This window comes from Janthinobacterium sp. DSP2-3-3 (assembly GCF_049897325.1).
Classification (GTDB): domain Bacteria; phylum Pseudomonadota; class Gammaproteobacteria; order Burkholderiales; family Burkholderiaceae_D; genus Janthinobacterium.
Genome location: NZ_JAFCWA010000011.1, coordinates 51,473 through 75,065 on the forward strand (window position 1 = coordinate 51,473; position 23,593 = coordinate 75,065).

20 protein-coding genes are annotated in these 23,593 nt (G+C 62.4%); 11 read left to right on the forward strand and 9 right to left on the reverse strand.

The genetic code is table 11. From position 1 onward, the window contains the following. Positions 1 to 19: 19 nt before the first annotated feature. Positions 20 to 565, forward strand: coding sequence for a DinB family protein (locus tag ACP7DE_RS20860; protein WP_426073879.1), 546 nt, complete (start codon positions 20 to 22; stop codon positions 563 to 565). Here ACP7DE_RS20860 and ACP7DE_RS20865 read toward each other — a convergent pair. Next, positions 530 to 1,711 (reverse strand): MFS transporter, encoded by a 1,182-nt coding sequence (locus ACP7DE_RS20865; RefSeq protein WP_426073880.1) that lies wholly within the window; start codon positions 1,709 to 1,711, stop codon positions 530 to 532. The two genes, ACP7DE_RS20860 and ACP7DE_RS20865, sit on opposite strands and share 36 nt — an antisense overlap. Continuing rightward, positions 1,708 to 2,889, reverse strand: coding sequence for a serine hydrolase domain-containing protein (locus ACP7DE_RS20870; protein WP_426073881.1), 1,182 nt, complete (start codon positions 2,887 to 2,889; stop codon positions 1,708 to 1,710). The genes ACP7DE_RS20865 and ACP7DE_RS20870 overlap by 4 nt, the downstream gene beginning before the upstream one ends. A 120-nt stretch (positions 2,890 to 3,009) precedes the next feature. Between ACP7DE_RS20870 and ACP7DE_RS20875 the strand changes: the two genes are divergently transcribed. The 3 genes from ACP7DE_RS20875 (at position 3,010) to ACP7DE_RS20885 (ending at position 9,356) form a co-directional block, all read left to right on the forward strand. After that, positions 3,010 to 3,900, forward strand: coding sequence for a LysR family transcriptional regulator (locus ACP7DE_RS20875; protein ID WP_426073882.1), 891 nt, complete (start codon positions 3,010 to 3,012; stop codon positions 3,898 to 3,900). A 229-nt stretch (positions 3,901 to 4,129) separates the two neighbouring features. Beyond that, entirely contained in the window at positions 4,130 to 5,845 is a 1,716-nt protein-coding gene (locus tag ACP7DE_RS20880) for a methyl-accepting chemotaxis protein (RefSeq protein ID WP_426073883.1), read from the forward strand. A 172-nt stretch (positions 5,846 to 6,017) separates the two neighbouring features. Continuing rightward, a complete protein-coding gene (locus ACP7DE_RS20885) occupies positions 6,018 to 9,356 on the forward strand; it encodes a DEAD/DEAH box helicase (RefSeq protein WP_426073885.1) in 3,339 nt (1,112 codons plus the stop codon). Between the two features lie 59 nt (positions 9,357 to 9,415). Here ACP7DE_RS20885 and ACP7DE_RS20890 read toward each other — a convergent pair whose 3' ends face one another. Beyond that, positions 9,416 to 10,828 carry a heavy metal sensor histidine kinase gene (locus ACP7DE_RS20890; RefSeq protein ID WP_426073886.1) on the reverse strand — a complete coding sequence of 471 codons (1,413 nt, stop codon included), beginning with the start codon at positions 10,826 to 10,828 and terminating at the stop codon, positions 9,416 to 9,418. After that, the gene (locus ACP7DE_RS20895) at positions 10,825 to 11,535 is read right to left on the reverse strand and encodes a heavy metal response regulator transcription factor (RefSeq protein ID WP_426073887.1); all 711 of its coding nucleotides are present in this window, start codon (positions 11,533 to 11,535) and stop codon (positions 10,825 to 10,827) included. The genes ACP7DE_RS20890 and ACP7DE_RS20895 overlap by 4 nt, the downstream gene beginning before the upstream one ends. A 137-nt stretch (positions 11,536 to 11,672) precedes the next feature. Between ACP7DE_RS20895 and ACP7DE_RS20900 the strand changes: the two genes are divergently transcribed. Both ACP7DE_RS20900 and uraH read left to right on the forward strand, forming a co-directional pair. Next, complete coding sequence (locus ACP7DE_RS20900) at positions 11,673 to 12,167, forward strand: GlcG/HbpS family heme-binding protein (protein WP_426073888.1); 495 nt, start codon at positions 11,673 to 11,675, stop codon at positions 12,165 to 12,167. Positions 12,168 to 12,177: 10 nt separating this feature from the next. Further along, on the forward strand, positions 12,178 to 12,588 hold the full coding sequence (uraH, locus tag ACP7DE_RS20905; RefSeq protein ID WP_426073889.1) for a hydroxyisourate hydrolase: 411 nt from the start codon (positions 12,178 to 12,180) through the stop codon (positions 12,586 to 12,588). Positions 12,589 to 12,602: 14 nt separating this feature from the next. Here uraH and ACP7DE_RS20910 read toward each other — a convergent pair whose 3' ends face one another. After that, a complete protein-coding gene (locus ACP7DE_RS20910) occupies positions 12,603 to 13,301 on the reverse strand; it encodes a glutathione binding-like protein (protein ID WP_426073890.1) in 699 nt (232 codons plus the stop codon). 188 nt (positions 13,302 to 13,489) lie between these two features. Here ACP7DE_RS20910 and ACP7DE_RS20915 point away from each other — a divergent pair, with 188 nt between their 5' ends. Continuing rightward, positions 13,490 to 13,915: a hypothetical protein gene (locus ACP7DE_RS20915; protein ID WP_426073891.1), complete on the forward strand. Its 426-nt coding sequence runs from the start codon at positions 13,490 to 13,492 to the stop codon at positions 13,913 to 13,915. Positions 13,916 to 13,919: 4 nt separating this feature from the next. Here ACP7DE_RS20915 and ACP7DE_RS20920 read toward each other — a convergent pair whose 3' ends face one another. Beyond that, complete coding sequence (locus ACP7DE_RS20920; RefSeq protein WP_426073892.1) at positions 13,920 to 15,566, reverse strand: methyl-accepting chemotaxis protein; 1,647 nt, start codon at positions 15,564 to 15,566, stop codon at positions 13,920 to 13,922. A 325-nt stretch (positions 15,567 to 15,891) separates the two neighbouring features. On the opposite strand from ACP7DE_RS20920, the gene ACP7DE_RS20925 reads away from it, so the two are divergent. Next, complete coding sequence (locus ACP7DE_RS20925) at positions 15,892 to 16,257, forward strand: hypothetical protein (protein ID WP_426073893.1); 366 nt, start codon at positions 15,892 to 15,894, stop codon at positions 16,255 to 16,257. On the opposite strand, the gene ACP7DE_RS20930 is transcribed toward ACP7DE_RS20925, so the two are convergent. Continuing rightward, positions 16,251 to 16,688, reverse strand: a complete 438-nt coding sequence (locus ACP7DE_RS20930) for a hypothetical protein (RefSeq protein WP_426073894.1) — start codon at positions 16,686 to 16,688, stop codon at positions 16,251 to 16,253. The genes ACP7DE_RS20925 and ACP7DE_RS20930 overlap by 7 nt on opposite strands. 193 nt (positions 16,689 to 16,881) lie before the next feature. Between ACP7DE_RS20930 and ACP7DE_RS20935 the strand changes: the two genes are divergently transcribed. Beyond that, complete coding sequence (locus ACP7DE_RS20935) at positions 16,882 to 17,700, forward strand: AraC family transcriptional regulator (protein ID WP_426074002.1); 819 nt, start codon at positions 16,882 to 16,884, stop codon at positions 17,698 to 17,700. 48 nt (positions 17,701 to 17,748) lie between these two features. Here the strand turns inward: ACP7DE_RS20935 and folE are convergent, their stop codons facing one another. Further along, on the reverse strand, positions 17,749 to 18,315 hold the full coding sequence (gene folE, locus ACP7DE_RS20940; protein ID WP_426073895.1) for a GTP cyclohydrolase I FolE: 567 nt from the start codon (positions 18,313 to 18,315) through the stop codon (positions 17,749 to 17,751). Positions 18,316 to 18,392: 77 nt separating this feature from the next. Then, positions 18,393 to 19,229: an NAD(+) diphosphatase gene (nudC, locus tag ACP7DE_RS20945; RefSeq protein WP_426074003.1), complete on the reverse strand. Its 837-nt coding sequence runs from the start codon at positions 19,227 to 19,229 to the stop codon at positions 18,393 to 18,395. 292 nt (positions 19,230 to 19,521) lie between these two features. Here nudC and ACP7DE_RS20950 point away from each other — a divergent pair, with 292 nt between their 5' ends. Both ACP7DE_RS20950 and ACP7DE_RS20955 read left to right on the forward strand, forming a co-directional pair. Continuing rightward, complete coding sequence (locus tag ACP7DE_RS20950) at positions 19,522 to 21,855, forward strand: catecholate siderophore receptor Fiu (RefSeq protein WP_426073896.1); 2,334 nt, start codon at positions 19,522 to 19,524, stop codon at positions 21,853 to 21,855. Between the two features lie 382 nt (positions 21,856 to 22,237). After that, complete coding sequence (locus ACP7DE_RS20955) at positions 22,238 to 23,551, forward strand: dicarboxylate/amino acid:cation symporter (RefSeq protein WP_426073898.1); 1,314 nt, start codon at positions 22,238 to 22,240, stop codon at positions 23,549 to 23,551. Positions 23,552 to 23,593 lie beyond the last annotated feature (42 nt).

Sequence of the window (23,593 nt, forward strand, 5' to 3'; positions counted from 1 at the left end):
TCCACTGAAGGAGTCCAGCATGAGCCGTTGCGCCCACCTTTGCCTGATGGCCGATTACAACCAGTGGATGAATGCCAAAGTCTATGCGGCCGCGGCCGGCCTGCCGCCCGGCGAACTGCAGCGCGAGCGGGGTGCGTATTTTGGCTCCCTGCTGGCCACCTTGAACCACGTGATGGTGGGCGACACCCTGTGGCTGCAGCGCTACGCGCAGCACCCGGCCGGCTTTCTCCTGCTCGACCCCATCCGCGCCATCACGCCGCCCGTATCGCTCACGCAGCCGCTGTTCGCGGCCGAGGATTTTGCCACCATGCACGCGCACCGGCAATGGCTGGACCAAGTCATCGTCGACTGGGCCGCCTCCATCACGGAAGCCGACCTCGACCATTTGCTCGACTACCGCAACAGCAAGGGACCGAACCGGCGCGAGTTTTTCAGCCTGCTCATGCATTTCTTTAATCACCAGACCCATCACCGGGGCCAGGCCAGCACCCTGCTGTCGCAAGCGGGCGTGGACATCGGCGATACGGATTTACTGTTTCGCATCCCCAACCATATTGCCGACTGACGGCAAGCGGTAGTACCACGCTTTCAGCGCAATCAATGCCATCGCCAGCGCACCCAGCAGCGCACCGCAGCCCAGCGCCCCCGGCATGCCGTAGCGGGCGATGGCCATACCACCGGCCAGCGCGCCCACCGTTACACCCAGGTTGATGGCGGCGATATACACGCCGATGGCAAACGCGGGCGCCTCGCGCGCTTCGCTGCTGAGCCACACTTGCGTCACGATCAACCCGCTCGTATGCGCCGCGCCCCAGAACAGCAGCAAGACAGCCAACGCTGCCCAACCGGCACCAGTGTCCGCATACCGATACAGCAACCAGTACGCCAGCCCCAGCAGCACGGGCTGCAGCAAGACCGTGCGCAGCACATGCGTGCCCAGCTGGCGCCCCGCGAACAGATTACCGGCCACGCCGCCCACGCCAAACACCGCCAGCGCCAGCCCCGTCTGGCGCGCCGACAAGCCCGCTTCCTGCTGCAGATACGCGGCCGCATACGCATACACGGCAAACATGGCGGCAAAGACAAAGACGGCGGAGGCAATCGTCAGCCACAGCGCGGGCTTGCGCAGCACGGCCAATTGGCGGCCATACGCCATCGGCGCCTCGCGCGGCATGTCCGGCAAGAACAGGTACAGCCCCAGCGCGGCCAGGACATTCACCAGGGCGCAGGCAAGGAACGATGCCTCATAGCCATACTGCGCGGCGATCCACGTCGTCAGCGGGATGCCCAGCACCATGCCCATGCTGGTGCCCGTGAACGCATGCGCGCCGGCCCGCGCCGCTTGCTGCGGCGGATACAGGGCGGCGGCGGCCACCATGGCCAGCGAGAAATACACGGGATGGAACAGGGCCGGCACGATGCGCAGCGCCAGCAACACCTCGAAGCGGGGCGCATACGCCGAGGCCACGCTGGCCAGCGCGAACACCAGCAGGGAGACGATCAGCACCCGCTTGCGGCGCCAGCGCGTGGCCAGCAGCACGAGGAAAGGCCCGCCCACGGCGATCACCAGGGCGAACAGGCTCACCAGCGATCCCGCCTGCACCGCCGTCACGCCGTAGCGCTGCATGATCATCGGCAAGATGCCCACCACGCCAAACTCGATGCAATACACGCCGAACAGGCCCAGCGCGAGGAAGACGATGGGCGTCATTGCCCTTGCTCCACGCCATACACAGCCTGGCACAGTTCCATCACGAACGGACCCGCCATGCCTTCCAGCGCCGTATTCGTGAACGCCACCACAGACAGTTCTTGTGCAGGGTCAACAAACCACGCGTGGCCATACGTGCCGCCCATGCGCCACGTGCCCGCCGTTTCCGGCGTGGCCGCCAGTTGAGGATCGGTCAAGACGGTAAACCCCAGGCCGAAGCCACGACCAGGCCAGAACGGCAAGTCGAACGCACCTGTCTGGCTTACGCCCATCTGGCGCGCCAGCGCAAGCGGCAACAGGGGCGCGCCGCCCAAACGCAGGGTTTCCAGCAGGCGCATGAAGTCAGGGGCGGAGCCGAGCATGCCGGCGCCGCCGGACGGGTAGGCCTGCGCATCGCGGGCGCGCGCCGGCGACAAGGTAAAACCTGCCATGCCATCGAGAAACGGCAGATGGTCATCCCCTTCGTCCAGCAAACGGCGCGGCCGGGACTCTCCCGCTGCGCGGTCTGCATAGGCAACAACCAGGCGCGCCGGATCGGTAGCCAAAAAGCCCGTTTCGCGCATGGCCAGCGGCGCCGTCACCAAGGCCGCCACGGCCTGCGCCAGCGGCATGCCGGCCGCCTGTTCGATCACGGCGCCCAGCACGTCGGTGGCGATTGAGTACGCCCAGCGCGCACCGGGCGCATATGCCAGCGGCACGGTGGCCAGGCGACGCAGGTTGTCCTCCAGAGAAATACCGGACGCATCCATGCCGTCGGACACCCCCGCCCGCGCATACGCGCCGCCCGGCGGCTGGAAGAAGCCGTAGTCGAGGCCGGCCGTGTGCGTGAGCAAGTGGCGCACGGTCATCGCCGCCACGGCGCCGTCCGGCTGGCGCGGTGCAAAATACGGCAGCCAGCGCGTCACCAGGTCGTCCAGCCCCAGGCGCCCCTGCCCCACCAGCGCCAGCGCGGCCGTAGAAACGATGGGCTTGCTGACGGACGCCAGGCGGAAGACGGCGTCCTCGCGCATGGGCGTGCCTGCCTCGCGGTCCAGGTAGCCGGCCGCGCGGCGATAGATTTCCTGGCCCCGGTGGCGCACCAGCACGACGGCGCCCACCAGGCGCTGCTGCTGCACGACGGCATCGAGCAAGGGATCGATACGGGCGGACAAGGCCGCAGGAGAGCAGTTGTAAATCATGGCGGAGCCTTTCAAATGATCAAGCTGCCAAGGTAAAGCAGGCGCAATCAAAGAAAAACAGGCTATAGTTTCTGTCTGTGCGGACGTTAGCATCCGCAATCAATGGTGACAGGGGACGATATGGATAACCTGGCGGGATTCACGGCCTTCGTGCAGGCGGCGGAAACGCGCAGTTTTGTGGCGGCGGGCCGGCTGCTCGGTATTTCCGCCTCGGCCATCGGCAAAAGCATCGCGCGGCTGGAAGAGCGCCTGGGCGTGCGCCTGTTTCAGCGCAGCACGCGCAGCATCGCGCTGACCAGCGAAGGCACGGTGTTTCTCGAACGCTGCCGGCGCATTCTGGGCGAGATCGAAGCGGCCGAGCTGGAGTTATCCAACAGCAAGAACGCGCCGCAAGGCAGGCTGCGCATCAGCCTGCCGCAGGTCGGCAGCTTGCTCAATCCCGTGCTGGCCGCGTTCGCGCGCGCCTATCCGCAGGTGGAACTCGATCTCGATTTCAGCGACCGCCGGGTCGACGTGATCGAGGAGGGCTACGACGCCGTCGTGCGCGCGGGAGAGAGCGCCGACAGCCGTTTGATGAGCCGCCAGCTGGGCCAGTTCCAGCTGCAGCTGGTGGCCGCGCCCGCCTATCTGGCGCAGCACGGCACGCCGGAGCTTCCCGGCGACCTGCTGCGCCATACTTGTTTGCTGTACAAGTTTCCCAGCAGCGGCAAGGTCGAGGCCTGGCCCCTGCCCGAGTGGCCAGCCCTGCACGCGGCCGGCTTGTCAGCCCTGCTCAACTGCAACAATGTGGAAACCCTGCTGCACTTTGCCGAAAGCGGCCTGGGCATCGCCGCCCTGCCCGACTTTACCGTACGCGCGTCGCTCGCGGCGGGCCGCTTGCAGCCGGTGCTGGACGCGCACCGCCAGCACGCTGGCGCCTTCCGCATCCTGTGGCCCAGCAGCCGCCACCTGACGCCAAAACTGCGCGCCTTCATCGATTTTCTGGCCATCCACGTGTTTGCGGAAAGCTGACGTCTGCTGGCGCCGCGCCCGTTGTTTCCACACGACAACTTATTTAATTTGCTAACAATTTTCAAACTTTTCGCGGACTTGATACAAGTTTTTGTATTGCAGTGCGGAATTTTGAGGAACAATTACAGCCTGGCTGTCGTTACGTACTAACCCGTAGTGGCAAGGTATGACCGTGTCTGGCATCTGGCCTGTCGACGTTTTCCCTCACTTCCGCACCACGAAAGCAATCATGTCACTCACACAATTCAAAATCGGCACCCGGCTCGGGATCGGGTTTGCTGTCGTCCTCGGCCTGCTGGTGGCCGTCTTGCTCGTCGGCCTGTATTCCATGGGTCAACTGAGCGCACGCACGCACGACATCGTGGCCGACAAGAACGTCAAGATGGCGGCCGCCAATACCATGAGCGACAACGTGCGCAACATTACTTTGGCGATCACCAGCGTGGTGGTGGCGCCGACGGAAGCGCTGGTGCAGGCGGAATTGGCAAAAATTGGCGAAGCGCGCAAGAAATACGGCGCCGCCAAGGAAACCTTGCAAAAGAAAATCTCGACGGACAAGGAAACGGCCCTGATGGCCGAACTGGACGCCGCCCTCAAATCGGGCGCGCCGCTGAACAACAAGGTCATCGAGCTGCGTAATGCGGGCCAGACGGAAGAGGCGATCGCCTTTTTGACGCAGCAGGCGGCACCGAGCCTGAAGATCGTGCTGGGCGCGCTCGACAGCCTGGTCGCCTATGAAGCGCAGCAGGCGGCGCAGGCGGCAACAGACGCCGAAACGCTGAGCGCCAGCGCGCGCGCCTCCATGATTACCCTGGGCAGCGTGGCCGTGCTGCTGGGCGCTTTTGTTGCCTGGATCATCACGCGCTCGATCACCCATCCCATCAATGCAGCCGTGGCCGTGGCGGAAACCGTGGCCTCGGGCGATTTGTCGTCGCACATCGTCGTCAATTCCAGCGATGAAACGGGCCGCCTGCTGGGCGCCTTGAAAGCCATGAACACCAGCCTGCTGGGCGTGGTGGCCCAAGTGCGCCACGGCACGGATGCGATCTCCACGGCATCGAGCGAAATTGCCGCCGGCAACCTCGACCTGTCGTCACGCACGGAAGAGCAAGCCAGTTCGCTGGAAGAGACGGCGTCGGCCATGGAAGAACTGACCTCGACCGTGAAACAGAATGCGGACAATGCACGCCAAGCGAACCAGCTAGCGAAAAGCGCATCGGAAGTGGCCGTGCGCGGCGGCAGCATCGTCGCGCAAGTGGTCGACACCATGGGCACCATCAACGCGTCGTCGAAGAAAATCGTCGACATCATCGGCGTTATCGATGGCATCGCCTTCCAGACGAATATCCTGGCCTTGAACGCGGCCGTGGAAGCGGCGCGCGCCGGCGAACAGGGACGCGGCTTTGCCGTGGTGGCAACGGAAGTGCGCAACCTGGCGCACCGCTCCGCCACGGCGGCCAAGGAAATCAAGGAATTGATCGCCGCGTCCGTCGCCAACGTGGACACGGGTTCGCGCCTCGTCAATGAAGCGGGCCAGACCATGGGCGATATCGTCGACAGCATCGTGCGCGTGACCGACATCATGGGAGAAATCACTTCCGCCACGCACGAGCAAACCATCGGCATCGAGCAGATCAACATGGCTATTGCCCAGATGGATGAAGTGACGCAGCAAAACGCTGCCCTGGTGGAGGAAGCGGCGGCCGCCTCGCAAAGCATGCAGGAACAGGCAGGCGAGCTGGCGCACGTGGTGGGTTTCTTTAAAACCGGCAACGCCGTTGCCGCATCTCAACCCGCAGTCAAGCTGGCCGCCGCCCGCAGCAGCATCGCGGCGCCAGCACCAGCGCGCCCCGAGGCCCGCAAGGCACCCGTGCGCCAAGCCGTGGCCGCCGCACCGGCACGCCGCAGCAATCCCGCCGCCGAAAGCGAGTGGGAAGAGTTTTAAGTAGAGCAACACCTCCAGACGTGCAGGCCAGGCAGGAAGTTGCTGCCTGGCTTTTTTTCGTCCGCAATCACCACTTTTTTTGCGGCAAAGCCCGCGCAATAGGCAAAAGTGCAAAACGTGCAGCGCGCATACGCTTTACAATCCTCGCTCGCTTTACAAAATATTGGTCATCATGAATCAGGCAGAACAGCAGCGCCTCCTGGCTATCCTGGAGTATTGGCACAAGATCGAATTCTTTATCCCGTTTGACCTGAATCAAATCACGGACGTTGAAGACCAGTCCACCGTGCGTCTCCTGCAGCGCGAACAGCTAGCGCAACTGCCGCTGCAGTTCGCCACGCAATGGCAAGTGCCGTCCGACCGCGAAATCGACGGCTTCTCGCTGTTCCTCGGCGTGTTCGACAAGGCCGAAATCAACAAGGCTTGCCCGCCGGCTAACGGACCGGAAAACATCGCCGAAACAGAAAAGACGGAACTGGCCGGACGTTCGTGCTTTGCCCGCCTGAACCTCAATGCACTGGGCGAGCCGCAGTTCGATCCCGTTTCCGTGTCGACCTTGCCGTGGGCACTGGGCCGCGCACGCACGCCGGACTGGTCGGGCCTGAGCCTGGACGCCTTCAGCGACAGCCAGTTGGTGCTGCAAGACAGCTTGCGCAACTTCGCCGCCGCCCGCACGCCGCAGCAAGTGACGGACGAGGCCGGCAATGTGTCGGCGCCCCTGTCTGGCATGGAAATCGCGGCCCTGGCCGACCTGCTGCGCGACTGGGCCGGCTTCCACCCGTCGGCCGGCCAGCCGTTGGCCGTGTTGGAATTGCGCACGCGCAAAAAACGCGCCGCCGTAACGGAAGCCGATACGCTTGAGTCCAGCCAGAACCGCACCTTGGACTTTGGCGACGCGGTGGAACCATCGATCGATATCCTCAACAGTTTTTACCTGGACGACCTGGAACAGATCATCCGCGCCTTGCGCGGCGGCAAGTTGCCCGCGACAGTCGCCGCCTATCTGACGCCGCTGGCGCAGGATGAGCGCATCGACCTGTACAGCCCGGCCGGACGCCAGGCGCTGGCCGCCATGCTCAACCCGGCCAACATGAACCGCGGACACTGGCTGGAAGACGCCAGCTACGCCATGAGCCTGATGCAGCAGTTCGCCATCCACGGCGCGCGTACTGGCTTGAGCGAACGGGGCATCTTTTCCGTCAACGGTCCACCGGGCACGGGCAAGACGACCTTGCTGCGCGAATTGTTCGCCGACAACATCGTGCGCCGCGCCAGCGTGCTGTCCTGCCTGGACCGCGCCGGCGACGCCTTCATCGGCAAGGTGGCCGTGGCCTTCGAAGGCGTGCGCGATCCGATCACCATCGCCCGCTTGCGCCCGGAACTGACGGGCTTTGAAATGGTCGTCGCCTCGTCCAACAATGCGGCGGTGGAAAACATTTCCGGCGATCTGCCGAAACCCAAACAGCTGGGCAAGGAATGGGCACGCACGCGCTATTTCGAAAGCGTCGCGCGCCGGGTCGTGGCCGACGGCAATGGCGCCAACCGCGCCTTGAGCGAGGCTGAGGCGCCATGGGGCTTGATGTCCTGTGCGCTGGGCAATAGTGCCAACCGCCGCCGCTTCGTCAGCAATTTTTATGACGACGACTGGGACAAGAGCACGGCGCGCAAAACGCCGAACGCGCAGAATATCCGCCAGTGGCTGGCCAGCTACCAGGGCGTCAGCTTCGCCCAGGCGGCGCGCGAGTTTCGTGAGACGGAACACGTGGTGGAAAAGGCCTTGGCCGAGCACGCCCAATACGCGGCCCTCTGGCAAGCCGTGGGCACTTGCACGGAAAACGACTTCACCCAGGCCAGCCAGCAAGCGCTGATTACTGCCGAGCAAGAGATGGATGCGGCGAATGGCGCCCTGTCCGGCGCGCTGGCGCAACAGGACACCTTGCTCGCCAGCAAGAAGGAATTGCTGGAAGAGGAACGTTTGGTGGCGCTGACGCAGCCGGGTTTCTTTGCTCGTTTATTCCGCACGGCACCGGCGCGCGCCTACAAGGACGCCGTCATCGCCAACGCCGAGGCGCAGCGCCAGGCCGCGCGCGACGTCTCCGCCATCAAGCTGCTGCTGAAAGGCGAACTGGAGCCGCGCTGCGAGCGCGCCCGCAACTGCCTGCACATCGCCTTGCGCACGGCGCAGTCGCGCCAGCGCGAATGGGATGACAGCACGGAACTGCTGCGCCGCGCGCGCATGCGTTTCCCCACCATTATCGCGCCAGCGACCCTGGACGAGCTGGACGGCGACGCGCTGCAGATAGCCGGCCTGTGGCATGAGCCAGCCCTGGCGCGACTGCGCTCGCGCTTGTTCGCCAAGGCCCTGGCGCTACATGAAGCCTGGCTGGCGGAAGTGGCGAAAAAAGGCGGACCCGGCTTTGGCGGCAACTTGCTGGCCGTGTCGAAATTGCTGAAAAACAAGCGCGCCTATGACCAGTCGCATATCGCCATGGTGTGGCACAGCCTGTTCATGGTGGTGCCTGTTGTGTCGACCACGTTTGCCTCGTTCGCGCGCCAGTTCCAGGGCATGGGTCCCGAATCGCTGGGCTGGCTGTTCATCGACGAGGCGGGCCAGGCCGTGCCGCAAGCGGCGCTGGGCAGCCTGTGGCGTGCCAGGCGCGCTGTCGTCGTGGGCGACCCGCTGCAAATCGAACCCGTATTTACTGTACCGGGCCGCCTTGTGCAAACCCTGTCCGCCCTGTCGCCGCATACGCAGGATGGCAGTTACGCACCGACAAGCGTTTCCGTGCAGACCCTGGCCGACAAGGCCAATCGTTATGGCGCGCATGTCGGCGCCGGCAGCGCCCAGCCCCTGTGGATAGGCAGCCCCTTGCGCGTGCACCGCCGCTGCGTGGAGCCAATGTTTTCGCTGGCCAATAGCATCGCCTATGAAGACAAGATGGTCTATGGTTTGAGCGAACGCACGCCGCCGGCCAGCGCGCGCGGCCTCACGCGCGGTCCCAGCCGCTGGATCGACGCCGTCGGCCCCGTCAGCTACAAGCAGGTGGTGCCCGTGCAGCTCGATTTCGTGCTGGAAGTGCTGTTGAAACTGTACCGCCGCGACGGCAAGCTGCCGGAAATGTATCTGATTACGCCGTTCAAGGCCGTGCGCAAGGAATTGCGTTCGCGCATCGTCGACCTGGACTGGGACCGCCGCCTCGGCTATGGCAAGGCCCCCACGGTGCGCGAATTGCGCCAGTGGAGCAGCCAGATGGTGGGCACCGTGCATACTTTCCAGGGCAAGGAGCAAAGCGTGGTGATGCTGATTCTCGGCGCCGACGACAGCACGGCGGGCGCCGCGCAGTGGGCGGCCAGCACGCCGAACCTGCTCAACGTGGCCCTCACGCGTGCACAACACTATGTGTACGTCGTCGGCAACCCGCTGCTGTGGGGACAGTTGCCGCATTTTGCGCCCGCCTGCGCGCAACTGCCGCATACGGGCATGCATGAGTTTTTGGTGGAGATGGGCTAAAGGCCACGTGACCATGCTTTGCTGCGTAGGTCAGATTACGGCCCGTGGCCTAATCCGACCTACGCGCGTTCCTGCGCTGGGAAAACGAGGGAAAACGTCGTGGCGGCCGCATCCGACGCCACGGTCGCGCTGCCGCCATGCAATTGCATGATGGCCGTGACGATGGCCAACCCCAGGCCTGTGGAAGCGGCCGAGTCGCTGCGGGCCGGGTCGGCGCGGTAAAAGCGCTCGAACAGGTGCGGCAGGTGGCGCGCGGGGATGGCGGGACCGAGGTTGCTCACGCTCAATTCCACGCCCTCGTGCGTCGTGTGCGAACGCAGCAAGATGGTGCTGCCTGGCGCCGCGTGGCGGATGGCGTTCGACAGCAGGTTGCCGAGTGCGCGGCGCAGCAGTTGCGGCTCGGCTGTCACTGCGCCGCTGCCGTGGCAGGCCAGCGCCAGCCCCCGCTCTTCGGCCAAGCCTTCAAAGAAATCGGCCAGGCGCAAAAACTCCTCCTGCACGGGCAAGACTTGCTTAACGAGCAGCATTTCATCCTGCTGCGCGCGCGCCAAAAACAGCATGCTGTCGATCATGCGCGACAGCCGTTCCAGCTCTTCCACATTCGACGACACCAGCTGCTCATACTCGTGCGCACTGCGAGGACGGGCCAGCATCACCTGGCTTTGTCCCAGCAGATTGGTGACGGGCGTACGGAATTCATGCGCCAGGTCGGCGGAAAATTGCGACAGCCGCGCATAGCCTTCCTGCAGCCGCGCCAGCATGGCGTTGAGCGCCTGGATCAAAGGCAAGAGTTCCGTCGGCGCGCCGCGCGCCTCCAGCTGCTGGCCCAGCTTGCCGGGCCGCACCAAGGCCGCATGGGCGGCGATATTGCGCAACGGCCGCAGCCCCCGCAACAGCATCACGCTGGCCAGAATGGCCGCCACCAGCGCGCTGACGGCCACCGACACGACGATCTGCCAGCGGTAGGCGGCAAACATGGCCGTGCGGTCGCCGTAGACCCTGGCGACAGAAATGTCGGCCATTTGCGCCGGGTCGCCAATGCGCGCGCTGGCCGCCACGACCCTGGCCGGATAGCCGTCGCGGCTGGTCCAGCTGACGATGGCGGCAGCCGTGACCGGCGCATCGACGGCCACGGGAACAGCATGCGCCACCGTCTCGCCATGCGGATTGACATCGATCAAACGCGTGCCATCGGCGCGCACAATACGTACCAAGGAATTTTCTTGCCCGCTCATGGTGTCGCGGAAATACTGGGGCCGCTCGCGGATGATATCGAGGGTGCCCGCATTGCCCAGTAGCTGCTGGATCTGGCGCAGTTTTCCCAGCAACAAGATGTCGTCACGACGCTCGATTTCCGCCACGAATGAACGGTACAGATGCATGCCCAGCCCGGCCGACACGAGCGCCACGATCAGCACGAAGACGACGGTGACGCGCAGGGTCAGCGAACGGCGCAGTTCCGCCAGCTTCATTGCGTGGCGCCGTTCTCAGGCACCGTGGGCGCACGCAATTCGCAGACATAGCCCATGCCGCGCAAGGTGTGGATCAGCTTGGGTTCGAACGGGTCGTCGAGCTTGCTGCGCAGGCGGCGGATGGCCGCGTCGATGACGTTGGTGTCGCTCTCGAAATTGATGTCCCACACTTGCGAAGCGATAATGGAGCGCGACAAGACCTCGCCCTGGCGCCGCGCCAATAAATGCAGCAAGCCGAATTCTTTCGCCGTCAGCGTGATGCGCTGGCCTTGCCGGCTGACCTTGCGTTTCATCACATCGATTTCCATGTCGCCGATACGGATGACGTCATCTTCGCGCGGCGGTCCGCGCCGCAGCAGGGTGCGGATGCGCGCCACCAGCTCGGCAAAGGCAAACGGTTTCACCAGGTAATCGTCGGCGCCCAGTTCCAGCCCTTTGACGCGGTCCTGCACTTCGTCACGCGCCGTAAGGAAAATCACGGGCACATCCGCGCCGCCCTCCTGCAGGCGCAGTGTGCGCAAGACTTGCCAGCCATCCATGATGGGCAGCATGACGTCGAGTACGATGAGATCGGGCGCTTCCGTGCTGGCCATGTGCAAGCCGTCACGGCCATTGCGCGCCAGGCTCACCGTAAAGCCGGACTCGGCCAGGCCGCGCAGCAAATAGTCGCCCGTCTTCGGTTCGTCTTCGATGACCAGAATACGCATGGCAGCTTTCTTAATGGAAATTGGAGTATTTTACGCCGCACGCAGGCCACTGCGGATGATAAAAATGTCATGCGGCTATCATCTTCGCGTAGGGCAACACTGGGCATACTGGCGCCACTTTATTCCATAGATGCCAGATGAAAACCCTGTTACTCGGCAGTACCCTGCTGTGCCTGCTGGCCAGCCCAGCCCACGCCCAATTACGCACGGTCGATGACCTCTCGCTGGCAGCGGCCAACAAGTTGGCCAACGCGGCCATGGCCGCTTGCCAGGCGCAAGGGCGGCACATCGTCGTCAGCGTACTGGACCGTGGCGGCAATGTCGTCGTCGTACAGCGCGCCGATGGCGTCGGTCCCCACAACACGGATGCCAGCCGGCGCAAGGCATACACAGCCCTGTCCACCAAAAGTGATACCTACACGCTGGCCGTGGCTGCCCGCAACAATCCGGACATGGCCAACCTGAGCACCGTGCCGGAGCTGTTGCTGCTGGGTGGCGGCCTGCCGTTGATGGCCCAGGGGCAAGTGGTCGGCGCCATCGGCGTCGCTGGCGGCGGTGGCGCGCAGCAAGACCGCGCCTGCGCCCAGGCAGCCCTGTCCTCCATCCCTGAACTCGATCTCCCTACACCTTGAAAGGAACACGATGAACTACCTGAAAAAAACCGCTGCCGCCCTGACCTTCGCCAGCCTGTCCAGCATGGCCCTGGCCGCCGCCAATCCCTTGAGCGTGCACATCCTCGACTTGCAAAGCGGCCAGCCGACGGCGGGCGTGACGGTGACCCTGGAGCAAAAGAAAGGCGAAGGCTGGCAACAGTTGGCCAGCGCCGTCACGAATGCGCAGGGGCGCATCGCGGCCATGTATCCGGCCGAGACGCCCATGCAGGCGGGCGACTACCGCATCGTGTTTAAAACAGGCGAACACTATGCGCGCCTGAAACAAGAAACCTTCTTCCCGGAAATCCCCGTGCAATTTCACGTGGAAAAGACTGACCAGCACTATCACATTCCCTTGCTGCTCAGTCCTTTCGGCTTTTCCACGTATCGGGGTAACTGAGGGGGAAATGAAGCTTAGCCGATAGTTTTCGCCGTCTGCCCGAACAACACGCTTTTCGCGTCGCCGCTGACGGTGGGCTGCACGTTGATTTCGGCCGCGCGCGCATACGCGCGCACGGTGGAGGGACGCGCGGCAATGGCCGCGAACCAGCGCGCCAGGTGCGGGAAATCTTCCAGCTTCTGGCGCTGGCGTGCGTGCGGCACGATCCACGGGTAGATCGCCATGTCGGCGATGGAGTAGCTGTCGCCGGCTACGAAGGCACGGTCCGCCAGGCGCTTGTTCAGCACGCCATACAGGCGGTTCGTTTCATTGACGTAGCGCGTGATCGCATAGTCGATGGGCTCCGGCGCGTATTGCACGAAATGGTGGTTCTGCCCGGCCATAGGACCCAGTCCGCCCATTTGCCAGAACAGCCATTGCATGACCTCGGCGCGGCCGCGCACGTCCGCCGGCAGGAATTGCCCGCTTTTCTCGGCCAGGTATTGCAGGATCGCGCCCGACTCGAACAGGGACAAGGGCGCGCCGCCATCTTCCGGCGCCTGGTCGACGATGGCGGGGATGCGGTTGTTCGGCGCGATGGCGAGAAATTCGGGCTTGAATTGCTCGCCCTTGCCGATATGCACGGGAATAATGTTGTAGGGGATGCCCGCTTCTTCCAGGAACATCGTCACTTTGTGCCCGTTGGGCGTGGTCCAGTAATACAGGTCGATCATCGTGGTCTTTCCAGGTAGATAAGTAGGGCAGGCGAACTTGGCCTAACTATTGTCGCGCCGCAACTGATATGCATGGATATAATGCCACGTAAGCGAAAAACAAGACGGCGCCCAAGCAAGGCAAGCATTCACTAGCGCCGTCACGCAGGCATCCCGACATTCCAGAGAACAAACCAAGAAAGCCGACCATGCGCAAACTCCTGATCGTCATGCTGTCCGTCCTGCTGTCAGGCTGTGTCCAGGACTTCGCCATCTATCTGTTCGACGGCCAGGACCATTCCCTGACCGTGCGCCGCCAGCAACGTTATTTTTGGCAAGATACCGTGGAAGTGCAGCTGATGGCCACCAATCTGCCGCAATGCCAGCGCCTGCATATCCTGTCGACCGACGCACCCGCCGACATCAAGGTCGAGCTGTTTGCTGCCGGCGATGGCCTGTGGAATATCCGCATGGGCAAGCAACTGTGGCAGGCGGAAACGACTACCTGCAATGCGCTGACCGAAATGGAAAACGACCCGAAAGCCGACCTGGGCCAGCCGGTCGGGCAATTCGTGGTCGTCGATGACAAGCTGGAATTCGAACCGGCGCCGCAAGCGGCGGCACCAGCGCAATAACTTCTTAGCGCGCCGCCAGGCTGCGCAGCGGCTTTTTCGCCACGGCGCGTGGCGCGCCACCCGAACTTGTCGCCAGGCGCGGCGACGTTCCCGGTTCCTGCGCCGACAGTTTGAAGCGCGCCACCAGTTGCGCCAGCACGGCCGCCTGGTCCTGCATGCTGGCCGCCGCCGCTGCCGCCTCTTCCACCAGTGCCGCATTTTGCTGCGTCACACTATCCATTTCCGTGATCGCCTGGTTGACATGGCCGATGCCCGTGCTTTGCTCGTGCGAGGCGGCCGTGATGTCGGCCATGATGTCGGTCACACGCGAAACGCTGGCCACCACCTGATCCATGGTCGTACCCGCCTGTGCGACCAGAGTGCTGCCGGCCGCGATGCTGTCGACGGAAGCGCCGATGAGTTCCTTGATTTCCTTCGCTGCGCCAGCCGATCTTTGGGCCAGATTACGCACTTCCGACGCCACCACGGCAAAGCCGCGGCCCTGTTCGCCGGCACGCGCCGCTTCCACCGCAGCGTTCAAAGCCAGGATATTCGTCTGGAAGGCGATGCCATCGATGACGCCGATGATGTCGACGATCTTGCGCGACGAGGCGTTGATGGTGTCCATGGTGCCGATCACTTGCGCCACCACGGCGCCACCCTGGCGCGCCACGGCAGAAGCGGACTGTGCCAGTTCATTGGCCTGCACGGCATTGCCCGCGTTTTGTGTCACGGTCGAGGTCAATTCCTCCATCGAAGCCGCTGTTTCTTCCAGCGAACTGGCCTGCATTTCCGTGCGCGCCGACAAGTCCATATTGCCGCTCGCAATCTCGCTCGATGCCGTGGCGATCGTCTCGGCGCTGTGGCGGATTTCACTGATCGCATCGACCAGGTTGGCCTGCATGGTTTTCATTGCGTACAGCACGCTGTGGCGGTCGTTGGCGTGCGTGCGCACGTTGCCGCTCAAGTCGTTGTTGGCGATCTTTTCAGCCACGTCGGCTGCATACTCCGGGTCGCCGCCCAGCGCATGGCGCAGGCTGCGGTTGATCACGACGACGACGGCAGCCAGCAAGCCACACACCAGCACCAGCACGCCCAGCGAAGTCAGCAGTGACTGGCGGAAGGCCGCATCGATATCGTCCATATACACGCCCACCACCAGGGTCCAGGCCCACGGTTTGTAGGCCACCACGCGGCTCATCTTCGGTTCGGGGTTTTTCTGGCCCGGACGGGGAAAATAATAGTGGACGAAGCCCTTGCCCGCATCGCTCTTGCCGACAGCAACGATGTCGCGGTACAGATAAGTGCCGTTGGCATCCTTGAAGTCCGCCATGTTCTTGCCGTTGGTTTGCGGCGCGGCGGGATTCATCACGACAACGGCATCGAGGTTGATGATGGACAAATAACCGGTCTCGCCAAAACGCATGCTCTTGATGACGGCGGTCGCCTGCTTTTGCGCCTCTTCCTTCGTCAAGGCGCCGCTGGCGGCCAGGTCGCCGAACATCTTGACGGCGCCCAAGCCCAGGTCGGCGGCATTGCTCAGGTCGGCGCTGCGCTCTTCGATGCGGATCTTGCGAATTTCCAGGGCGTTATAGACAAAAATGACGGTGATGCATAACAGACTGCAAATCAGGGGGATCCATAACTTCTGCTGGAACGTCAATTTTTTCATGCTGTGTCTCCAACTATCTATTTTTGGCGAGGGGCGTGGCCCGCTTCCTGCCCGGCAGGCCAGGAATGCGGCGGCGACGGTGCTCGGGCGGCACCGTTCAGACGTCTCCAGCATACGCTCGAACGACCAATATTTACAATGCCGGCAAGCAATGATTTTTGCCCGGTGTTGTTAATGCGTTGAGACAATTGATGAGAATTCATGCTGCGTTGCAATAAAAAGGCAGGCAGACAGGCTACCGCAAGGCAGGCGAGGGTGGCGTGCGTGTGTCAAAATGCACACCGGCGGATACACGACGAATCACGATGAATCACGAAAGAACAGCATGACCAAGAATGAAGCCATGAAACGCATCAACGACCGCCTGGGCAAACCCACCCTGACGGACAAGAACACGCATTTTGCCAGCGTCGCCAGCTATGGCACGGACGAAGGCTGGTGGCTGAAGATTCCCTTCCTGACCTTCAAGCAGGAATTGCACTTCGTCCTCAACAATGAAAAGACGAAAAGCTTCCAGCACCTGAAAATCGGCGCCAACCAGATCCTCAGCCCCGGCATGAAGTTCCGCAGCACGGGCGGCGCAGCCGACGCCTTCATGTCGGCCTCGGCGCCGAAACGCCTGGTCGACCTGCTCGACGGCGGCAGCAAGTACAACTTCACCAAGCATTTTGTCAACGACTATCGTTATTGATGCACGGCCGTGCTACCGTCGCCTGACGGCAGCCGCGGCGGCAACCACGCCTTGAGCAAATGCTGCGCGATATCGAGCGCGTCGTCGCGGCTGGTGCCAAAATGCAGGGGGTAGCCCCAGAACTGGCCAAACATGACGGCAAAGGCCTTGCCCGCCAGGCGCTTGGCCGCGCTCGGTTCGACCAGCACCATGCCCTGGATATACGCGCGCAGAGCGGCCTTGTGCCGCTTCATCCACAGCACGGCGCGCTTGCGCTCATCCTGCGGATGCGCATGCCCGTCCTCGTCCAGGCCTTCTTCACTGAGAATGACAAACGCCTGCTGGCGTGCCAGCAGGGCCTCGAACTGGGCGAACAAGGCAGCGTCGTGATGGTGTGCGGCAGGATCGCGGCGGATCCAGACCAGGGGGAAATCGGTGATATCGAGTTGCATGGGAGACTCCTATGGGGGGTTGCCGTTCCTCCCGGCCTTCATCAGAACACTGGCGGCAGCGGTTGCCGTTGAAGCGGGGCTGCGGATAGGGACACGATACCGATGGCGGCGCCCGACGTCATTGCATAAAATAGCCACAATATTATTCAATCCAGCCAAAACGCCGCCCATGCCACATCCATTGCTGCCTAGCATGCTCTCCACCCAGTTGGGCCTTGACGGGTCCGCCTCCATCATCGATTTCGACGTCGACGGCGTGCTGCGCCCCCTGTTGGCCCTGGGCCTGGCCAGCGTGCGCGAGGAATGGGAGCAAGCGCCGCACCAGCACCGCAAGGGACAGTTGCTGTACGCCACGCGGGGCGTGATTCATTGCGAAATAGAAAGCGGCGTGTGGATCGTACCGCCCCAGTGCGCCGTGTGGATACCGGGCGGCCTGATGCATGCCGCGCAGGGCGTGGGCGAGGCCGAATGCTACTGCCTGTTTGTCGAGGCGGCCATGGCACCGGCCTTGCCCGCCGTCTGCTGTACCGTGGCCGTCTCGCCGCTGCTGCGCGAACTCATCGCCAAGGCAGCCGGCTTTCCCACCCTGACCGCGCTGCATGGCGCGCAGGAACGCCTGGTGGCCACCCTGCTTGATGAGTTGGCCGCGGCACCCGTGGAAGACTTGCATTTGCCGATGCCGCGCGATGTGCGGCTGCGCCGCCTGGCCGCCCTGCTGCTGGCGCAGCCGGCCGATAAAAGCACCTTGGCGGAATGGGCCAGCCGCATCGGCATGAGCGAGCGCAGCATGACCCGGCAGTCATTGGAAGAAATGGGCATGAGCGTGGGCCGCTGGCGCCGGCAATTGCACGTCATTCTTGCCTTGCAAGGGCTGGCGCGGGGCCACAGCGTGAAAGCGGTGGCGCTGGAACTGGGCTATGAAAACACCAGCGGTTTTGTCACCATGTTCCGCAAGGCGGTGGGCAAACCACCGGCGCGCTATCTGGCGCAACGGGAATCCGGAAAAACATAAAAAAGGCGGCATCGCGCCGCCTTCGTCCTGCATCGCCGCCGAAAACAATCAGCTTTCGCGTGCCAGGGCCAAAAATTCCGTGCGCAGCGCCAGGTTCGGCTGCATCTCGCCCAGCATGGCCGAGGTGATGGTTTCTTCGCCCGGCGTGCGGATGCCCCGGCTTTCCATGCACAGGTGACGGCAGCGCACGACCACGCCCACCGATTTCGGTTCCAGCACTTCCATCAGGGCATTGGCGATCTGCATCGTCATGCGTTCCTGCACTTGCAGGCGCTTGGAGAAGCAATCGACCAGGCGCGTCAGTTTCGACAGGCCGACGATCTTGCCGTTGGGCACGTAGCCGATGGTGGCCTTGCCAAAGAAGGGCGCCAGATGGTGTTCGCAATGGCTGTAGACGGGGATGCCGCGCACGACGATCAACTCGTTATACTGTTCCGCGCCATCTTCAAAGGCTTTCAGCAAGTCCACCGGATCCTGGCTATAGCCGGAGGTCCAGTGCTTCCACGCCTTGGCCACGCGCATCGGCGTTTCCAGCAAGCCAGGACGCTGCGGATCTTCACCAAAGCTGCTAATCAGCCGGCGCCAGTCGTTTTCGGAAAATTCTTCTTGAGACATGCTAAACCACCCTAAAATTTGCAATTGCCGCCAGTATATAGAAAATGCGACAAGCTGCCCGAACCGCCCTGCCTTTCCTATGCCGCTGGCGGACGGTGCGCGCCGACCAGCAGCGCCGAAATCGACACGCTCGAACTCGCTTCCGGCCAGGCATCGCCGGGGCCAAACCAGCGCGCCTCGGCGATCTCGTTCTCGTCGAGGCGGATCTCGCCATCGAGGTAATCGGCTGTAAACGCGATCATCAGCGAATGGGGAAACGGCCAGGACTGGCTCATGAAGTACTGCAGATTGTGCACGCGCAAACCCACCTCTTCCATCACTTCGCGGTGCACGGCTTCCTCGATCGATTCACCCGCTTCCAAGAAACCAGCCAGCGGGCTAAAACGCTGCGATGGCGAATCTTTGTGCATGGCCAGCAACACGCAGTCGCCCTTGCGGATGAGTACCATCATGGCTGGCGAAATGCGTGGATAGGCGAGCATGCCGCAGGCGGCGCACGTGAAGCAGCGTTCGCCGCGCGTGCGCTGCATGGGCGCGGCGCACACGCCGCAATGGCGGTGCGTGCGCGCCCACTCGGCCAGCTGCGCGGCGCGGCTGGCCAGGCCCAGGAAGGCGTCGTCGACAGCATGGAACAACGAGCGCATGCCGTGCCAGGCCAAGCCGCTGTCGGCGGGCAGCAGCTCGTCATCGGTCCAGACGGTCTGGCAATAGCGGCCCTGCCACAGGCCCACGGGCTGGGCGCGGCTCAAGTCGATATCGAGCGCGGCCGCCTCGGCGGCAGTGGGCAGGATCAGCTCGGGCGTACGCAACAGCAGGCGCCCACGGTAAAAGACAAAGGTGAGCGTCTCGGTGGCGGCCGGGGCCGGTTCGGGTAGGTCGATCAGGGGGACAAAGGCATCGGGAGTCTGCAGCATGCTGGGCGGAGATTTGTAAAGGTTGCTCATCATACTCCCGCTCCAGAACGCTTGCGCGCATAGCAGCGGCCAGGCAGCAAAGCAAGCATTCATGCACCATGACAGTGTTTTTTTTGCGGCACACCCAATCCGTTGCGTAAACGATACTGATAACGATTCTCATTTACGAAGTAGCGCCCAGTTATTACAATACGGCCTTCCGTCTCCATCGCCAGCCACTTGCCCGCGTGCCGAAGCACTGCGGCGCAGAGCCAGCCAGGAACCACTACCCTGACCTTATCGAGAGAGCAAGATGGCAATCAAGAGCCGCAAACACGCCCCAACCCGTTTCAACCAGCACATCGGCGCCGCCCTGGCCGTGATGCTGCTGCCTGTGGCCGCCCAGGCCGCCGATCCCGCAGGCCAAAGCGCGCCGTCTTCGCAACAAACCCTGAACGAAATCAAGGTCGTGGGCTCCAAGGAAAATGATTTCAAGGCCGAAAAAGCCTCGTCGCCGAAATACACGGAAGAGCTGGTCAACACGCCGCAAACCATCGTCGTCATCAAGAAGGAATTGATCGAACAGCAAGGCGCGCTGACCCTGACGGAAGCGCTGCGCAACACGCCAGGCGTGGGTACCTTCTTCCTCGGTGAAAACGGTAATACCAACACCGGCGACGCAGTGTACATGCGCGGCTTCGACTCCTCGGGCAGCATCTATGTCGATGGCGTGCGCGATGTCGGGTCCATCTCGCGCGACGTCTTCAACATCGAACAGATCGATGTGCTGAAGGGCCCGGCGGGCACGGACAGCGGCCGCGGCTCGCCTACCGGTTCGATCAACCTGGTCAGCAAGACCGCCACTATGGAAAACAAATTCAAGTCGCTGCTGACGGCGGGCAGCGGCAAGCAGAAACGCGCCACGGCCGACTGGAACCGCATTCTCGACACCGATACCGGTACGGCATTGCGCCTGAACCTGATGACGCAAGACAGCGGTGATCCGGCCCGCGATGAAGTCAAAAACAAGCGCTGGGCCTTCGCGCCCACCGTCACCTTCGGCATCGGCAAGCCGACGCGCATCACGGCCAGCTACCTGCACGTGGATCAAAACAACGTGCCCGACGGCGGCGTGCCGACTATCGGCTTGCCTGGCTACGCCACGCCGGACAGCATCACGCCCACAAACAAGGTCATCCGCACCTTCCTGAACGGCGCGGCCAAGGTCGATCCAAAGAATTTCTACGGCTCCACTTCAGACTACAACAAGGTCAAGGCCGACATGGGCACCTTGCGCATCGACCATGATTTCTCGCCCAACGTGCAGCTCCAGAACACCACGCGCTACGGCAAGACCAAGCAGGACTACCTGCTGACGGCCTTTATGGGTAACACCGCCGGCCTGAAGACGCCGGTTGTCACCGATCCGTCAACCTGGACCATGGCGCGCTCGCTGCGCACTGTGAAGGACCAGGAAAACACCATCCTGACCAACCAGACCGTGGTCAGCGCGCAATTCGACACGGGCGTGCTGAAGCACTCCCTGGTGGCCGGCGCCGAATTCACCAGCGAAAAGCAGACCAACTACAGCTATGTGCCCGCCAGCCTGGGCACCTTGCCGGATGCCAATCTGTACAATCCGAATCCGCGCGACCCGGTCAGCGGCTATAAACCAGTACGCAGCGGTGCCTACGCGCAAGGCGAAGTCAATACCCAAAGCGCATATGTCTTCGACACCGTCAAGTTCGGCGACAAATGGATCTTCAACGGCGGCGTGCGCTTCGACCACTTCAACACCACGTATGATGCCGTCACCCTGCAAACGGCCGTGGCGCAAGGCCAAGTACAAAAACTGCCAGTCGGCACGCCGATTCCGGTGCATATCACCTTAAACGACACCTTTGCCAACGGCAAGATCTCGGCCATGTACAAGCCGACGCCGGACAGCAGCGTGTATGCCTTGCTGGCCACGTCGAAAGCGCCGCCAGGCACCAATTTTGCGCTGAGCACCAACGCCAACAGCGCGCAAAACCCGAACTATGATCCACAGGAAACCATCACCAAGGAAATCGGCACCAAGTGGGACTTCCTGAAGCAAAAATTGTCGCTGTCGGCCGCCGTCTACCAGACCACCGTCAAGAATGAAGTGGAGCAGGATCCTGTCATCCCGACCATTTTTTACCAGACCGGCAAGAAGCGCGTGCAAGGCCTGGAACTGGGCGTGGTGGGCGAGATCATGCCGAACTGGCTGGTCAGCGCCGGCTATACCCGCATGAACACCAAGGTCGAGTCGAACAAAGTCTTCACGGCCAGCGGCGCCCAGAACCTCACCTACACGCCAAAACAGGCGTTCACCAGCTGGACCTCGTACACCCTGCCGTTTGGCTTGAAAATCGGCGGCGGCGCGCGCTACGTGGGCGAAATGCTGCGCGGCACCGACGGCGCCGTCGGCACGCCGGCCCGCGTCGATGCCTACTGGGTCTTCGATGCCATGGCAACGTATCCAGTCAACGAAAACCTGGACTTGCAGTTGAACGCCTACAACCTGGCCGACAAGACCTATGTGGCGGCCATCAACAAGTCCGGCTTCCGTTACACCCCGGGCCAGCCACGTTCGTTCAGCCTGACGGCGAATATCAAGTTCTAACATCGAGAACACGCATTGCGCCACATCGAGCCCCTCTTCGGAGGGGCTTTTTTATTGTCCTGATAATCTTGCCTTGTTGGCGCACCGCCACCGTGCCGCGACTAGCGTATGAAAAGTCATACAGCGATGCCCCGCCGCGTCCAATATTTCGCGCAAGCACGCCAAGTTGCGACATCTTAACAACAAAAAATCTTCCTTAAATCAACAACTTAAGAAGTTAGCTACCAAATTCCCATTTCAGGCATATCCTTTGCTATGTACAGGTTTTGCTGCAAATAATCGCTAGCACGCAAAAGCTTGTTTTTGAGAAATATTGACTCCAAGCTTGAGTTGCTCGCTATCAATAATCCGCTCACAGCGGCGTTTCACCGGAGGAGTCAAAATGAAAAAGAAACGGCCATTAACCCTGTACATCCTGATTGCCATGATCCTCGGCATTGCCGTCGGCTATGGATGCAACACCGCCTTCCCTGATGCCAAGCTCAGCGCTCAAATCGCTGGCAATATTTCCATCGTCACCGACGTCTTCCTGCGCCTGATCAAAATGATCATTGCGCTGCTGGTATTTTCCACCCTGACAGTCGGCATCGCCCACATGGGCGACGGCAAGACAGCGGGCCGCATCGGCTTGAAAGCCATGTGCTGGTTCGTCGTTGCTTCACTCGTCTCGCTGGCACTGGGCATGGTGCTGTCGAACCTGATGCAGCTGGGCACGAACCTGGGCTTGCCATTGCCGGACGTACACGCTTCGACCAATTTGAAAACGGCTGCCTTCACCTTGAAAGATTTCTTCACGCACCTGGTGCCGAAGTCGCCGATCGAGGCCATGGCCAACAATGAAATCCTGCAAGTGCTGGTGTTCTCGATCTTCTTCGGCGGCGCACTGGCCGGCCTGGGCGAATCGGGCAAGACCCTGACGGCTGTCGTCGACCAGCTGGCGCAAGTCATGCTGCGCATCACCGGCACCATCATGAACCTGGCCCCACTGGCCGTGTTCGCCGCCATGGCCTCCGTCATTACCACCCACGGCCTGGGCGTGCTGATCACGTTTGCCAAATTCATGGGCGGCTTCTACCTGGGTCTGCTGTGCCTGTGGGCACTGCTGATCGGCGCCGGCTTTGTCGTCATTGGCCCGCGCATCTTCAAGCTCGTCGGCCTGATCCGCGAACCGTTCCTGCTAGCATTCTCGACGGCCAGCTCGGAAGCGGCCTATCCAAAACTGCTGACGGCGCTCGACCAATTCGGCGTGGACCGCAAGATTTCCAGTTTTGTGTTGCCAATGGGCTACTCCTTCAATCTCGATGGCTCGATGATGTACTGCACCTTTGCCGTGCTGTTCATTGCCCAGGCCTATGGTATCGACCTGTCGCTCGGCACGCAGATCACCATGCTGCTGCTGCTGATGCTGACCTCGAAAGGCATGGCCGGCGTACCGCGCGCCTCGCTGGTGGTGATTGCCGCTACCCTGAACCAGTTCAATATTCCGGAAGCGGGCTTGCTGCTGCTGATGGGCGTGGACCAATTCCTCGACATGGGCCGTTCGGCCACCAACGCGGTCGGCAATGCCGTCGCCACGGCCGTCGTCGCCAAATGGGAAGGTGGTCTGGCCACCGAGGAAGAAGCAGCCGCGGCTAACGCCGCCAACCAGAACACGGAAAGCCATTGGGGCGAAGCTGACCACGCTAGCAAAGCCTGATAGCGCCATGGTCCGCCACAAGCGGGCCATTTATTTGTTGTC

What these genes read in the sequence shown, in the direction of transcription:
- ACP7DE_RS20860 (WP_426073879.1), top strand. Translation starts at nt 20, where the DNA reads ATGAGCCGTTGCGCCCACCTTTGCCTGATGGCCGATTACAACCAGTGG.
- ACP7DE_RS20865 (WP_426073880.1), bottom strand. Translation starts at nt 1,711, where the DNA reads ATGACGCCCATCGTCTTCCTCGCGCTGGGCCTGTTCGGCGTGTATTGC.
- ACP7DE_RS20870 (WP_426073881.1), bottom strand. Translation starts at nt 2,889, where the DNA reads ATGATTTACAACTGCTCTCCTGCGGCCTTGTCCGCCCGTATCGATCCC.
- ACP7DE_RS20875 (WP_426073882.1), top strand. Translation starts at nt 3,010, where the DNA reads ATGGATAACCTGGCGGGATTCACGGCCTTCGTGCAGGCGGCGGAAACG.
- ACP7DE_RS20880 (WP_426073883.1), top strand. Translation starts at nt 4,130, where the DNA reads ATGTCACTCACACAATTCAAAATCGGCACCCGGCTCGGGATCGGGTTT.
- ACP7DE_RS20885 (WP_426073885.1), top strand. Translation starts at nt 6,018, where the DNA reads ATGAATCAGGCAGAACAGCAGCGCCTCCTGGCTATCCTGGAGTATTGG.
- ACP7DE_RS20890 (WP_426073886.1), bottom strand. Translation starts at nt 10,828, where the DNA reads ATGAAGCTGGCGGAACTGCGCCGTTCGCTGACCCTGCGCGTCACCGTC.
- ACP7DE_RS20895 (WP_426073887.1), bottom strand. Translation starts at nt 11,535, where the DNA reads ATGCGTATTCTGGTCATCGAAGACGAACCGAAGACGGGCGACTATTTG.
- ACP7DE_RS20900 (WP_426073888.1), top strand. Translation starts at nt 11,673, where the DNA reads ATGAAAACCCTGTTACTCGGCAGTACCCTGCTGTGCCTGCTGGCCAGC.
- uraH (WP_426073889.1), top strand. Translation starts at nt 12,178, where the DNA reads ATGAACTACCTGAAAAAAACCGCTGCCGCCCTGACCTTCGCCAGCCTG.
- ACP7DE_RS20910 (WP_426073890.1), bottom strand. Translation starts at nt 13,301, where the DNA reads ATGATCGACCTGTATTACTGGACCACGCCCAACGGGCACAAAGTGACG.
- ACP7DE_RS20915 (WP_426073891.1), top strand. Translation starts at nt 13,490, where the DNA reads ATGCGCAAACTCCTGATCGTCATGCTGTCCGTCCTGCTGTCAGGCTGT.
- ACP7DE_RS20920 (WP_426073892.1), bottom strand. Translation starts at nt 15,566, where the DNA reads ATGAAAAAATTGACGTTCCAGCAGAAGTTATGGATCCCCCTGATTTGC.
- ACP7DE_RS20925 (WP_426073893.1), top strand. Translation starts at nt 15,892, where the DNA reads ATGACCAAGAATGAAGCCATGAAACGCATCAACGACCGCCTGGGCAAA.
- ACP7DE_RS20930 (WP_426073894.1), bottom strand. Translation starts at nt 16,688, where the DNA reads ATGCAACTCGATATCACCGATTTCCCCCTGGTCTGGATCCGCCGCGAT.
- ACP7DE_RS20935 (WP_426074002.1), top strand. Translation starts at nt 16,882, where the DNA reads ATGCTCTCCACCCAGTTGGGCCTTGACGGGTCCGCCTCCATCATCGAT.
- folE (WP_426073895.1), bottom strand. Translation starts at nt 18,315, where the DNA reads ATGTCTCAAGAAGAATTTTCCGAAAACGACTGGCGCCGGCTGATTAGC.
- nudC (WP_426074003.1), bottom strand. Translation starts at nt 19,229, where the DNA reads ATGCTGCAGACTCCCGATGCCTTTGTCCCCCTGATCGACCTACCCGAA.
- ACP7DE_RS20950 (WP_426073896.1), top strand. Translation starts at nt 19,522, where the DNA reads ATGGCAATCAAGAGCCGCAAACACGCCCCAACCCGTTTCAACCAGCAC.
- ACP7DE_RS20955 (WP_426073898.1), top strand. Translation starts at nt 22,238, where the DNA reads ATGAAAAAGAAACGGCCATTAACCCTGTACATCCTGATTGCCATGATC.